13 protein-coding genes and 1 tRNA gene are annotated in these 12,010 nt (G+C 41.6%); 2 read left to right on the top strand and 12 right to left on the bottom strand.

All coding sequences use genetic code 11. The features are described from left to right. Positions 1-72: 72 nt before the first annotated feature. The 9 genes from O3599_RS04100 to O3599_RS04060 form a co-directional block, all read right to left on the bottom strand. Positions 73-1,047, bottom strand: coding sequence for a DUF1002 domain-containing protein (locus O3599_RS04100; RefSeq protein ID WP_023944266.1), 975 nt, complete (start codon positions 1,045-1,047; stop codon positions 73-75). A gap of 73 nt (positions 1,048-1,120) precedes the next feature. Further along, positions 1,121-1,735, bottom strand: coding sequence for a cell wall hydrolase Pmp23 (gene pmp23 / locus O3599_RS04095; RefSeq protein WP_023944264.1), 615 nt, complete (start codon positions 1,733-1,735; stop codon positions 1,121-1,123). Beyond that, positions 1,735-2,709 (bottom strand): nucleoid-associated protein, encoded by a 975-nt coding sequence (locus O3599_RS04090; protein ID WP_247939741.1) that lies wholly within the window; start codon positions 2,707-2,709, stop codon positions 1,735-1,737. The genes pmp23 and O3599_RS04090 overlap by 1 nt, the downstream gene beginning before the upstream one ends. Positions 2,710-2,716: 7 nt before the next feature. Continuing rightward, positions 2,717-3,973: a serine hydroxymethyltransferase gene (gene glyA / locus O3599_RS04085; RefSeq protein ID WP_247939740.1), complete on the bottom strand. Its 1,257-nt coding sequence runs from the start codon at positions 3,971-3,973 to the stop codon at positions 2,717-2,719. Between the two features lie 59 nt (positions 3,974-4,032). Next, positions 4,033-4,464, bottom strand: coding sequence for a GNAT family N-acetyltransferase (locus O3599_RS04080; protein WP_247932960.1), 432 nt, complete (start codon positions 4,462-4,464; stop codon positions 4,033-4,035). 1 nt (position 4,465) lies between these two features. Continuing rightward, positions 4,466-5,068, bottom strand: coding sequence for an L-threonylcarbamoyladenylate synthase (locus O3599_RS04075; protein ID WP_247939739.1), 603 nt, complete (start codon positions 5,066-5,068; stop codon positions 4,466-4,468). Then, the gene (gene prmC / locus O3599_RS04070; protein WP_247939738.1) at positions 5,052-5,888 is read right to left on the bottom strand and encodes a peptide chain release factor N(5)-glutamine methyltransferase; all 837 of its coding nucleotides are present in this window, start codon (positions 5,886-5,888) and stop codon (positions 5,052-5,054) included. The genes O3599_RS04075 and prmC overlap by 17 nt, the downstream gene beginning before the upstream one ends. Next, positions 5,888-6,967 carry a peptide chain release factor 1 gene (gene prfA / locus O3599_RS04065; RefSeq protein WP_001028815.1) on the bottom strand — a complete coding sequence of 360 codons (1,080 nt, stop codon included), beginning with the start codon at positions 6,965-6,967 and terminating at the stop codon, positions 5,888-5,890. Before prfA ends, prmC begins: the two co-directional genes overlap by 1 nt. Continuing rightward, the gene (locus tag O3599_RS04060; protein ID WP_371512069.1) at positions 6,964-7,554 is read right to left on the bottom strand and encodes a thymidine kinase; all 591 of its coding nucleotides are present in this window, start codon (positions 7,552-7,554) and stop codon (positions 6,964-6,966) included. Before O3599_RS04060 ends, prfA begins: the two co-directional genes overlap by 4 nt. A gap of 122 nt (positions 7,555-7,676) precedes the next feature. Between O3599_RS04060 and O3599_RS04055 the strand changes: the two genes are divergently transcribed. Together O3599_RS04055 and mnmE are read left to right on the top strand one after the other, a co-directional pair. After that, positions 7,677-7,859 (top strand): 4-oxalocrotonate tautomerase, encoded by a 183-nt coding sequence (locus O3599_RS04055; protein WP_001117401.1) that lies wholly within the window; start codon positions 7,677-7,679, stop codon positions 7,857-7,859. Positions 7,860-7,997: 138 nt separating this feature from the next. Then, positions 7,998-9,371, top strand: a complete 1,374-nt coding sequence (mnmE, locus tag O3599_RS04050) for a tRNA uridine-5-carboxymethylaminomethyl(34) synthesis GTPase MnmE (RefSeq protein WP_247939736.1) — start codon at positions 7,998-8,000, stop codon at positions 9,369-9,371. A 45-nt stretch (positions 9,372-9,416) separates the two neighbouring features. On the opposite strand, the gene dapA is transcribed toward mnmE, so the two are convergent. The 3 genes from dapA to O3599_RS04035 form a co-directional block, all read right to left on the bottom strand. Then, positions 9,417-10,352: a 4-hydroxy-tetrahydrodipicolinate synthase gene (dapA, locus tag O3599_RS04045; RefSeq protein ID WP_247939735.1), complete on the bottom strand. Its 936-nt coding sequence runs from the start codon at positions 10,350-10,352 to the stop codon at positions 9,417-9,419. Positions 10,353-10,407: 55 nt separating this feature from the next. Next, positions 10,408-11,484 carry an aspartate-semialdehyde dehydrogenase gene (locus O3599_RS04040; RefSeq protein WP_247939734.1) on the bottom strand — a complete coding sequence of 359 codons (1,077 nt, stop codon included), beginning with the start codon at positions 11,482-11,484 and terminating at the stop codon, positions 10,408-10,410. 380 nt (positions 11,485-11,864) lie between these two features. Then, positions 11,865-11,937, bottom strand: a tRNA-Thr gene (locus O3599_RS04035). Between the last annotated feature and the right edge of the window lie 73 nt (positions 11,938-12,010).

Raw genomic sequence — 12,010 nt, 5'->3', positions numbered from 1 at the left:
CTCTTCTCTTTCTATTGGCCGACAAAAAAGACGGCAACGTTACGGTTACCATCTATTATACCATGAAATTTCTTAAGAACCAAAACTCTTGAAGAAGTTGACAATGGCTTGCCAGAAGGAGCTTAAGAAGTTACCGCCATCCTCTAGCGCTTTATCAGCATCAAAGTTAAGGTTGATATTTTTAAAACTGTCGCCAGCTTGTGAAACAATACTTTGTTTAAGGTCATTCAGGGTTTTAGTGAAGTCTGCATTTCTGAGGATATCACTCTTTGAGAGATTCAAAGCAAAATTGATGATAATATTGATCTGGTTTCCTGTTATAACCTGATCAAGTTTGTAATTTTTTAAGGTATCTTCAACGATTTTGCGGACATCTTCCTCCGTCAGATTTCCCTTACTTTCTTTAGCTTTGGCGAGTCCTGACTTGATATCGGCTAGGGCAACGTTTAATTTATTAGCATCATAGCCTGACTTGTCCTTGTTTTCAGCATTGATATCAGACAAAGCCTTCAACTCTTCTTGAGCCAACTCTTTGTTGGCTTGTGGCACCTTGGCTCCATTAGCTTCCAGCGAATAGTAAATCCCGGCTAAGGCACTCTCACCTGTAACTGGAATAGGTGCTGCTACAGTGATTTTGGCGTGTTCCACACCCAAAGTTACGGCTGCATTTCGGTACATATCCTGAGTCACCTTAGTAATGTTTTCTGGTGTTTCAATCTTGACCTCAAGTGGTGATTTGTCACCTAGTTTTTGAATCTTGGCTGATGAATACAATTGTAAGCTAGAGTCATTGGCCACATTCATAATCTTAGAATAGACATCAGGTGTCATGGTCTTGAGTTCTTTGGTGTCTGTTGAGGCATTGTAGCCTAGTTTTTTAAGGGTTTGATTTTTTTGATCTTCAGACAATGATGAACCTAGGACATATTCAGGTTGGACATAGGTTTCATCGATGACTTTTTGAACATCTGTTGCTGCATGGACACTATTCATAGCTGTTACTGCCCACAAGACCGCAGCACTAGTCAGAAAGAGTTTCTTTCTCATAGGGAATTTCCTCCTTTACCTTTCTAGAGTAATATATCTATCTTAAAGAAAACTTATAACAAAAACACCTGGGCTAGCCAGATGTCGAAAAGAGAGTGAAACATTTGATGATGTAAAGGTTGAGTTGCACCTGTCTAGAATAGTAATAGTTTCCTCCATTTACATAGAGTTCGGCACCGTGAAAAATGGAAATAGGGTGAATATAACTATAAGTCTTTCCAGTGGTATTGCCAAGCAAGGGGGCAACAGTCTCACGGGAGTACTGTTTGGCCAGAGCCAGGGTATTTTCCTTGCCATTTTGTGCGATAAAATCGATATAGGCAGGTCCAAAATTATAGGCTTGAACAGCTGTCCAGACATCAACACCCTTCTTCTGCGCCAGATAGAGATTATCTGTCAGAGTTTGAACACCTTGCCGAATGCTAGAGGCATTATCATTGATGGTATTGGTAGCGCCACTAGCAGACTCACTAGACTGCATAACATCGCCTTCTTTTCCTTTTGTTTCGGTATAAATCATAGCGAGCACAAGCTCTTCGTTTGCTGGGGTGTCTTTTTCACTCAAGATTTCTCGCACCATGGGTTGATAGGTCATGACTTGCTTGACATCTTGATGAACACGGTAAGCTTTATAACCAGCAAAAAGGAAGACTGCTAGTACAAGCACTCTTCGAATTCGTTTAAACATTATTTACTTTGGATATCCTCGATATTTTTGATTAAGATAGAGTAAGTTCCATTGTCATTTTGGATAAACTCAACAGACTCGGCGTCTTGATAGACGTTATTGGGAACGATGAGCTCAATTCCATTTGACAAGGAGAGTTTTTGGTTTTCAAATTTCTTTAATTGGCGACTGGCATCAATTTCATCAAATTGAACTGGTTCTGGTACGGCTTCTTTGACTTGGTCAATAAAGCTCAAACGAGCAGTCAGATTGTTATCAAAAAGGTCGTTGGCCAATTTCTCAGGCGATAATTCATTGCTTTCTTCCAGATTGTTAAAAATAGCTGATTTGACCTTGGATTGAAATTGAAAGTCATCTGTGTTAAAGGTTTCAGCAATTCTCTGGGCCGTTTTTTCCAGCTCCTTGATGGATTTCTTGGGTGAAATCTTAGGGGCGACAGCAAGAAGATTATCTGAAAAATAATTCAAAAAAGTCCCGTTGTACTTGATTCGCTTTTCAATCAGATGGTATTTGCGGCTTTGAAGATTGACCACCAAGGCCTCGTCAGCACCCGTTCCAAATCCAGGCAGGTTATTCTGAGTCAGCTTGATTGGATTATCAACTTCTCTACCGAGGTGGGTCAAGGTCTCCCGCAGAGCAATTCGCAAGAAAGCGAAATGTTCTATACCTTCTTTAGAAAACTGAACAAAAATCAAGTCATTGGTCTTGAGGTTTTCAGAAATACTGAACTCTTCTTTCCAGAGATTAGCCAGTGTTACTGATGTCTCCAACAAATCGTCTGTAATATGATTGAAGAAGGGATTTTCTTCCTCGAAAATCCCAGTCTTAGCTTCATCTGAATACACACGTTCAATTTTTTTCCGCAGGTATTCTTCGATTTTTGGAGTAATATTGAGAAGCTTATCCGCTAGGAACAGCTCGGTATCATCCGGGCTAAACTGATGGATAATGGCTTTCTTAATATAAATATCCATAAAAGTTTTAGTCCTCGTATAATGGGAAGGCATCTGTCAATCCTTTGACTGCACTTCTCACTTCTTCTAAGACAGCCTCATTTTCTGCATTCTTAAGGGCTTTAATGATGAGTTCAGCCACTTTGCGACTTTCTTCTTCACCAAATCCACGTGCAGTAATGGCTGCAGATCCGATACGAATCCCACTTGTCTTGAATGGTGACAAGGTTTCGTAAGGGATTGAGTTTTTATTTAGGGTAATATTGACTTCATCCAGCAAGTTTTGAGCAACTTTTCCGTTTTCTACAACCTTAGTCACATCCACTAGGAAGAGGTGGTTTTCAGTTCCGCCAGAAATGATACGGAAATCAGGGTCTTGCAAGAAGACATCTGCCATAGTCTTGCTGTTCTTGATAACATTGGCAGCATATTCCTTGAAGGCTGGATCTAAGACTTCTTTGAAAGCAACAGACTTCGCAGCAACAACATGCTCCAAAGGACCGCCCTGAATACCAGGGAAAATTGCTGAATTGATTTTCTTAGCAAGTTCTTCGTCATTGGTCAAAATCAAACCACCACGAGGTCCACGAAGGGTTTTGTGGGTCGTTGTTGTGGTGATATGAGCGTATGGTACTGGACTTGGGTGAAGACCAGCAGCAACCAAACCAGCGATATGGGCCATGTCTACCATGAGCTTCGCACCCACAGCATCCGCAATTTCACGGAATTTTGAAAAGTCGATAATTTGAGAATAGGCTGAAGCACCTGCTACAATCAGTTTTGGTTTGACTTCTTGGGCTTGTTTCAAGATAGCATCAAAGTCCAAGAGTTCTGTTTCAGGGTCCACACTATAAGACACAAAGTTATAAGTTTGACCTGAGAAGCTGACAGGAGCCCCGTGAGTCAAGTGTCCACCTGCTGCCAAATCCATCCCCATAACGGTATCACCTGGCTCAATCAAGGCCATGTAAGCCGCACAGTTGGCTTGGCTTCCTGAGTGAGGTTGGACGTTGGCGAATTTAGCACCGAAAATTTCTTTTGCGCGTTCAATGGCTAGAGATTCCACCACGTCTACTACATCTGTTCCACCATAATAACGGCGACCTGGGTAGCCTTCGGCGTATTTATTCGTCAAGATAGACCCTTGAGCTGCCATAACAGCCTTGGAAACTACGTTTTCCGAAGCAATCAACTCAATGTTGTTTTGTTGGCGTTCTTCTTCTTTGGCAATAGCATTCCAGAGATCAGCATCATATGCTTTAAAATCGTCTTTGTCAAAAATCATAGGTCTTCTCCTTTATAGTGTGACTGGTCCTTTAGTTTGTTTTACAATAAGAAAATAAACTAAAAGATGCGAATAAACCGTTTCTGCACTTTATCACAAGTATAACCAACTTTTTCATAAAATGCATGAGCAGCCAGACGATGATCGGCAGAGTTTAAGCGGATAAACCCATAGCCGCGTCTTTTTGCTTCTTGCTCCAACCCTTGCAATAAGCTTTTACCAATACCTTGCCCTTGCGCTTGAGGTGAAACTGCTAAGGCTAAAATATTAAATCCTGCTTTAGAATAAAGTGATTCATAGACCTCAGCGTGGACATATCCAAGCAAGGCATGACTGTCTTCATCCTCATAGCCAAGTAGGAAATGATGTGAATCCTGAGATAATATAGTTAGTTGACTAGCTGTGTCCTCTGGACTAAAAGAATAGCCCAAAGCCTCTTGGTTGATGTTACAAATAGCTTTCACATCTGTTTCTCTTAAATTTCTTAGCATTTTAAGCCTCCTCAAAAGAAATCTCTGGCAACCGAGCAAGAATATCTTCTAGCTTAATGGCCCCTTGGCGTAAGATTTTCACCTTGTCTCCAGACAAATCCAAAATAGTTGAATCCTGTCCAGTTAGAAAAGCATCGTCTTCCAGACCCAAAACCTCTTGGTCAAAATCCTCTAGAATTTGCTTAAATGTCACTCCACTTGCCTGACCTGAAATATTGGCAGACGGTCCAATCAAGGGCCCCGTCTCTCGAATCAAATCAAGGGTAATGGGATGACTCGGCATCCGAAATCCAACAGTTGCAAGGCCAGAATTGACCCAATAGGGAACTCGGTCATTGGCTTCAAGGATAATGGTCAAGGGACCTGGTAAAAAGGTCTCTACAAGTTTTTGTAGATAAGTTGGCTGATTCTTTGAAAAGTTCAAGATATCCTCTAAAGAGGCGATATTGAGATTAAGCGCCTTGTCTCTTGGACGACGTTTGAGCTGGTATACATGATTAACTGCTTTTTCGTCTAGAGCTTTGGCAAAGAGACCATAAACTGTCTCGGTAGGTAAAACAACCGCCCCACCCTTTTCCAACTCTTGTCTAATCCTGTCCATCATCAACTACGACCATCCTATCTTGACCAAATTGGTCCTTGAGTGTTCGAACTCGCTGTTCAGGAAGATGTTTCCTAAAAAGTTCAGGAACACTTTGACCTTGCTTGTATCCAATTTCAAGGTAAATCTTACCACCATCTTTGAGATAGTCTTTTGCATCTTCCGCAATTCTACGGTAAATAGCTAGGCCATCCTCGTCTGCAAAGAGAGCTAGATGAGGTTCTGAATGCAAAACATTCAAGCCGACCTCTGACGCATCTTCACGAGAGATATAGGGTGGATTGGAAACAATTATATCATATTTTTCAGAAATTTCTGTAAAACAGTCAGATTTTTTTAAAAATATTTGAAGATTTTGATTTTTAGCATTTTCGCTAGCTAAATCTAAAGCATTTTGGGAAATATCTGCTGCTGTCACCGACCAAGCTGGTCTGTTTTTTGCTAAGGAGAGAGCAATAGCTCCACTACCTGTTCCAATATCCAGAACTGAAAGATTCGTCTCAGGATTTTCACCCAGGATAAGCTCCACCAACTCCTCTGTCTCTGGACGAGGGATTAATACTCGCTCATCAACTTTTAACTGCATTCCATAAAAATCTGCCTGTCCAATGATGTACTGTGCCGGTTTATGAGCTGCTAACTGCTGGTAAATCTCTTCTACAAATAATTCTTCCTCTTTTGTCACTTCCTGCTGGAGGGCAAAGACAAAGTCCGTAAAAGATAGATTTTTCAGGCTACGATAGACAAAAGAGAGGCTTTCTGCTTCCTCTCCTTGTCTTATCAATTCTTCTTCAAAATCTGAAAATAATTGAGCTAATTTCATTATTTGTTTAATTCTTCTAATTTTTGTGTTTGGTCATAAAGAACCAAGGCATCCACAACTTCGTCCAATTTACCAGATAAAATGGTATCTAGTTTTTGGAGAGTTAAGCCGATACGGTGGTCTGTGACACGGTTTTGTGGGAAGTTATAAGTACGAATCCGTTCTGAACGGTCACCAGTACCAATCGTTGACTTACGCTCAGCGTCTTGTTCGTCTTGTGCAATCTGAGCAAAGTGGTCAGCAACACGGGCACGGATGATTTTCATGGCTTTCTCACGGTTCTTCTGCTGGGTACGTTCTTCCTGCATCTCAACCTTGATGTTGGTTGGCAAGTGAACGATACGAACGGCAGTCGCAACCTTATTGACGTTCTGTCCACCAGCACCAGATGCGTGATAGATGTCGACACGAAGGTCTTTTGGATCAATATCGTATTCAACCTCTTCCACTTCAGGCATAACAAGAACTGTCGCTGTCGAAGTATGTACGCGACCTTGGCTTTCTGTCACAGGGACACGTTGCACACGGTGGGCACCTGATTCGTACTTGAGTTTAGAGTAAACAGATTGACCCGAAACCATAGCAACGACTTCTTTGAAACCACCGACACCGTTCATAGAAGCTTCCATAACTTCAAAGCGCCATCCCTGAGCTTCAGCATACTTTTGGTACATGGTTAGCAAATCTCCAGCGAAAAGTGCTGCTTCGTCTCCACCAGCGGCGCCACGGATTTCAAGGATGATATTCTTGTCATCGTTTGGATCTTTAGGAAGGAGCAAGATTTTTAGTTTTTCTTCGTATTCTTCTTTTTCAGCCTTAGCATCTTTTAGTTCTTGCTTGGCCATTTCTTCCAGGTCCGCATCTCCGCCTGATTCCTTAATCATCTCTTCAGCATCAACGATGTTTTGAAGGACTTGCTTATACTCACGGTAGGCTGTTACCGTATCACGAGTAGAAGCCTCTTCTTTGGAAAGTTCCATGAAACGCTTGGTGTCCGAAACCACATCTGGGTCACTGAGCAACTCTCCTAATTCTTCATAACGGTCTTCTACAGCTTGTAGTTGATCATAGATGTTCATTTTTCTTCATTCTCCTTATTGATTTCAGGCGTAAAATAATGTTTACGGCAAACCGAGATATAGGTTTCATTACCACCAATTTGAATCTGCTCACCATCATAAACGGGCAGTCCATCCTGTGTTCGCAAAACCATAGTCGCCTTTTTCTTACAATACTGACAGATGGTCTTGATTTCGTCAATCTTGTCTGCTAAGAGCAAGAGATACTTGGAACCTTCGAACAGTTCATTTCGAAAATCATTTTTCAAACCAAAAGCCATGACGGGTATATCTAACTCATCAACAACACGAGCTAGGTCGTAAACATGGTGACGCTTTAGAAACTGAGCCTCATCAACCAACACACAGTAAGGTTTTTCTGATAGGTCTCGGATATAGCCGAAGATATCAGTTGTTTCCTCAATCGCAATGGCAGGGCGTTTCATACCGATCCGACTCGACACATAGCCAACACCGTCCCGAGTATCCAGAGCCGAGGTCATAATCACAACACCTTTTCCTTGCTCCTCATAGTTATAGGCCACTTTGAGAATCTCAATAGTCTTACCTGAGTTCATGGTCCCATAACGATAATACAACTGTGCCATGTTTCTTGCTTCACGTCCATTTCTAAATTTTTGCTACATTCTAGTATATCATAATTTTCTTAAGCTTTAAACGGCAAAATGTGGTAAAATAGAAGAAATCAAAACTAGTGGAGGAAGCCATTATGCCATTTGTACGCATCGATTTATTTGAAGGACGCACGCTCGAGCAAAAGAAAGCTCTTGCTAAGGAAGTAACGGAAGCCGTTGTCCGTAATACTGGAGCCCCTCAATCAGCTGTACATGTCATCATCAACGACATGCCAGAAGGAACTTACTTCCCACAAGGGGAAATGCGCACCAAATAAGCTAGCTTAAGCAGAATTGCTTAGGCTTTTTCAATCTCCAAGTAGCATCCATTGAAGAAATAGTTCAAATTTGTTACAATTTGAAAGGATACTTGGAAAAATTTCCAAGAAAAGAGCTATTTAATTAAAGGAAACATTATGATTACACGTGAATTTGATACCATCGCTGCCATCTCTACTCCACTAGGTGAAGGGGCTATCGGTATTGTCCGCCTGAGCGGAACAGAAAGTTTTGCAATTGCGCAAAAGATTTTTAAAGGAAAAGACTTGAACAAGGTTGCCAGCCACACTCTCAACTACGGTCACATTATTGATCCTCAGACAGGAAAAGTCATGGACGAGGTTATGGTTGGGGCTATGAAGTCTCCAAAGACCTTCACTCGTGAGGATATTATCGAGATTAACACTCACGGTGGGATTGCAGTCACTAATGAAATATTACAACTAGCGATTCGTGAAGGGGCTCGCATGGCAGAACCTGGTGAATTTACCAAACGTGCCTTTTTAAACGGTCGCGTAGATTTGACACAGGCCGAGGCGGTGATGGATATCATCCGCGCCAAGACAGACAAGGCCATGAACATTGCGGTCAAACAACTTGATGGTTCCCTTTCTGATCTTATCAATAATACCCGTCAAGAAATCCTCAATACACTTGCCCAAGTTGAAGTCAATATCGACTATCCTGAATACGATGATGTTGAGGAAGCCACTACTGCTGTTGTCCGTGAGAAGACAATGGAGTTTGAGCAATTGCTAACCAATCTCCTTAGGACAGCCCGTCGCGGCAAAATCCTTCGCGAAGGAATTTCTACAGCCATCATCGGCCGTCCCAATGTTGGGAAATCAAGCCTTCTCAACAACCTCTTGCGTGAGGACAAGGCTATCGTTACAGATATTGCTGGTACTACTCGAGATGTCATCGAAGAATACGTCAACATCAATGGTGTTCCTCTCAAATTGATTGATACAGCTGGTATCCGTGAAACGGATGACATCGTGGAACAAATCGGTGTCGAGCGTTCGAAAAAAGCCCTCAAGGAAGCCGACTTAGTTCTACTGGTGCTAAATGCCAGTGAACAACTAACTGCCCAAGATCGCCAACTTCTTGAGATTAGCCAAGATACAAACCGTATTATTCTGCTTAATAAAACCGACCTGCCTGAAGCGATTGAAACTTCGGAACTACCTGAAGACGTTATTCGTATTTCAGTCCTTAAAAATCAAAACATTGATAAGATTGAAGAGAGAATTAACAACCTCTTCTTTGAAAACGCTGGTTTGGTTGAACAAGATGCTACTTACTTATCAAATGCCCGTCACATTTCTCTAATTGAAAAGGCAGTAGAAAGCCTACAAGCTGTTAATGAAGGTCTTGAACTGGGGATGCCTGTTGATTTGCTTCAAGTTGATTTGACTCGTACTTGGGAAATCCTCGGAGAAATCACTGGAGATGCTGCTCCTGATGAACTTATTACCCAACTCTTTAGTCAATTCTGTTTAGGAAAATAGAAAAATCCATGATCGTTGTTGCGGTCATGGATTTTATTGTCTTTATTAGTAATCTGGTCTTAAGACCCCTGTTACAGTTGCCTTGGTTGCTTCGTAGTCGCCATCTACGACAACCTTGACAATTCGTTTGGCATCTTCTTCTGGTGCTGGAACTAGAGGTAGACGAGTTGGTCCAGCTTCAAATCCCATGTAGTTAAGAACCGCCTTAACAGGAGCAGGACTTGGATAAGAGAAGAGGGCATTGACCTTAGGAATGAATTTACGCTGAATAGCTGCGGCTTTTTTCATATCGCTTTCTGCAATTGCAGTGAACATCTCGTGCATCTCATCCCCATTTGTATGAGAGGCAACAGAAATAACCCCATCCGCACCAAGGTTCATGGCATGGAAAGCATCTCCATCCTCACCAGTATAGACCAAGAACTCTTCTGGTTTGTGCTCAATCAAGTAAGCCATATTAGCCAAGCTAGTACATTCTTTGACACCAATAATATTTGGATGGTCAGCCAAACGAAGCATGGTTTCTGGAGTTAATTCTACAACTACACGCCCTGGAATGTTATAGATAATAATTGGTAGGTCAGAAGCATCTGCAATGGCCTTAAAATGCTGATACATTCCTTCTTGAGAAGGTTTGTTGTAGTAAGGAACAATAGCAAGTCCAGCAGCAAAACCGCCAAATTCCGCTACTTCTTTGACAAACTCAATAGAGTCACGCGTATCATTAGTACCTACACCCGCAATCAAAGGTACACGTCCATTGACAATCTTCTGTACAGCTGCAAATAGCTCCAATTCTTCATCGTGAGTCAAAGTTGGACTCTCAGCTGTCGTCCCTGCGAGAAGAATTCCATCCGTATGATGGCTCAATAAATGCTCAATCAAGGCTGGAATAGCGTCAAAGTTGATGGAACCATCCTCATGGAAGGGGGTAATAAAGGCTGTGATGATTTTACACTCTTTTAAATCTTGATAAGACATGAAAACACCTCTCTATTTCAAAGAAGGAGTTCATATGAACTCCTAAACGTTATGACTATTTTAATTCAAATTTCAATTCAGCTGTTGGACGAACCAAGCCACGTTCGTGCAAAGTTTCAGCAATCTGAACTGAGTTCCAAGCAGCACCTTTGAGCAGGTTATCAGAAACAACCCACATGTGGATTCCTTTTTCTGCATCCAAGTCTTTACGGATACGACCAACAAAGGTATCACGAGAACCCACTGCATTAATGGCTTGAGGATAGATTTGATGGGCTACATCATCTTCGAGAACAGCACCTGGGAAGGCTGCGATAGCTGCTTTTACTTCTTCAATTGGAGCCACTTCTTTTGTTTCGATGTAAACAGACTCAGAGTGAGCTGATAAGACTGGAATACGCACACATGTTGCAGATACTGCAATGCTATCATCTTCCATGATTTTCTTAGTTTCCTTAGTCATCTTCATCTCTTCGTAAGTGTAATCATTGTCAGTGAAGACATCAATTTGTGGAAGAGCATTGAAGGCGATAGGATAGTGTTTCTTGTCACCACCTGAAGGCAAGATTTCCGCATGCAAATCACGTGGGGTTACACCATCATTCAAGACTTCACGAAGTTCACGTTGTGTCTCAAGAATTGCTCCCATACCAGCACCTGAAACTGCTTGGTAAGTTGAAACAATGATACGGTCCAAGCCCCATTTTTGGCGAACTGGCTCAAGAGCTACCATCATTTGGATTGTTGAACAGTTAGGGCAGGCAATAATCCCGTTGTGATCATCAAGTGCATGAGCATTGACCTCTGGAACAACCAAAGGAACATCTGGATTTTGACGGAAGTAAGATGTATTATCTACTACTACCGCACCAGCTTTAACTGCGTATGGTGCATATTTAGCTGATGTAGAACCACCTGCTGAAAAGAGAGCAATGTCAACTCCCTCAAAAGCTGTTTCAGTTGTTTCTTCAATCGTAATATCTTGATCTTTAAATTTCAAAGTCTTGCCTGCTGAACGTGCAGAAGCAAGTAAACGAATTTTATCGATTGGAAGTGTTGATTCTTCCAACATTTTTATCATCTGAGCTCCGACAGCACCTGTCGCGCCGACTACAGCAACTGTATATCCCATAAATAACCTCTTTCGGAATTTTCTAAAAATTTCTATAATAGATGTATTATACTACTTTTTCCATGAATTGCAAAGCTTTTTCATCATTTTTTGGAAAATAAAAATCCCCAGTCGCTAGACTAGGGACTAAGAGGCATCTTCATGTGATGAGCAGGTTCACACAACTCATCAAGGTCCGCTCCTGCGTTATGACCTCCTTATGCTCAATAGTAGTCCGAAGACTACCTATCGACTCATCGCGTCTATTATATTACTAGAAATAAGTGGTTTTGTCAATAAGAAATTTTTGCAGGATGACTTTTATTATTCAAAAGTCAGAATTTTTTCTCGCGAGCATAAGAAAAAAACTCTTGTATTCAAGAGTTTCCCTGAAAATATCATGCTAATTGCCGGGATTGAACCGGCGACCTCATCCTTACCATGGATGCGCTCTGCCAACTGAGCTAAATCAGCTTACCTAACAAAGTATACTATAGTTAGAAAATCTTGTCAAGTTTCCTTAGATATTTTCCATAAGAAAAAGCCA

Source organism: Streptococcus sp. 27098_8_103, from assembly GCF_041432345.1.
GTDB classification, from domain to species: Bacteria; Bacillota; Bacilli; order Lactobacillales; family Streptococcaceae; genus Streptococcus; species Streptococcus mitis_BV.
This window is presented reverse-complemented; position numbering and strand designations above follow the sequence as displayed.

What these genes read in the sequence shown, in the direction of transcription:
- O3599_RS04100 (WP_023944266.1), bottom strand. Translation starts at nt 1,047, where the DNA reads ATGAGAAAGAAACTCTTTCTGACTAGTGCTGCGGTCTTGTGGGCAGTA.
- pmp23 (WP_023944264.1), bottom strand. Translation starts at nt 1,735, where the DNA reads ATGTTTAAACGAATTCGAAGAGTGCTTGTACTAGCAGTCTTCCTTTTT.
- O3599_RS04090 (WP_247939741.1), bottom strand. Translation starts at nt 2,709, where the DNA reads ATGGATATTTATATTAAGAAAGCCATTATCCATCAGTTTAGCCCGGAT.
- glyA (WP_247939740.1), bottom strand. Translation starts at nt 3,973, where the DNA reads ATGATTTTTGACAAAGACGATTTTAAAGCATATGATGCTGATCTCTGG.
- O3599_RS04080 (WP_247932960.1), bottom strand. Translation starts at nt 4,464, where the DNA reads ATGCTAAGAAATTTAAGAGAAACAGATGTGAAAGCTATTTGTAACATC.
- O3599_RS04075 (WP_247939739.1), bottom strand. Translation starts at nt 5,068, where the DNA reads ATGATGGACAGGATTAGACAAGAGTTGGAAAAGGGTGGGGCGGTTGTT.
- prmC (WP_247939738.1), bottom strand. Translation starts at nt 5,888, where the DNA reads ATGAAATTAGCTCAATTATTTTCAGATTTTGAAGAAGAATTGATAAGA.
- prfA (WP_001028815.1), bottom strand. Translation starts at nt 6,967, where the DNA reads ATGAACATCTATGATCAACTACAAGCTGTAGAAGACCGTTATGAAGAA.
- O3599_RS04060 (WP_371512069.1), bottom strand. Translation starts at nt 7,554, where the DNA reads ATGGCACAGTTGTATTATCGTTATGGGACCATGAACTCAGGTAAGACT.
- O3599_RS04055 (WP_001117401.1), top strand. Translation starts at nt 7,677, where the DNA reads ATGCCATTTGTACGCATCGATTTATTTGAAGGACGCACGCTCGAGCAA.
- mnmE (WP_247939736.1), top strand. Translation starts at nt 7,998, where the DNA reads ATGATTACACGTGAATTTGATACCATCGCTGCCATCTCTACTCCACTA.
- dapA (WP_247939735.1), bottom strand. Translation starts at nt 10,352, where the DNA reads ATGTCTTATCAAGATTTAAAAGAGTGTAAAATCATCACAGCCTTTATT.
- O3599_RS04040 (WP_247939734.1), bottom strand. Translation starts at nt 11,484, where the DNA reads ATGGGATATACAGTTGCTGTAGTCGGCGCGACAGGTGCTGTCGGAGCT.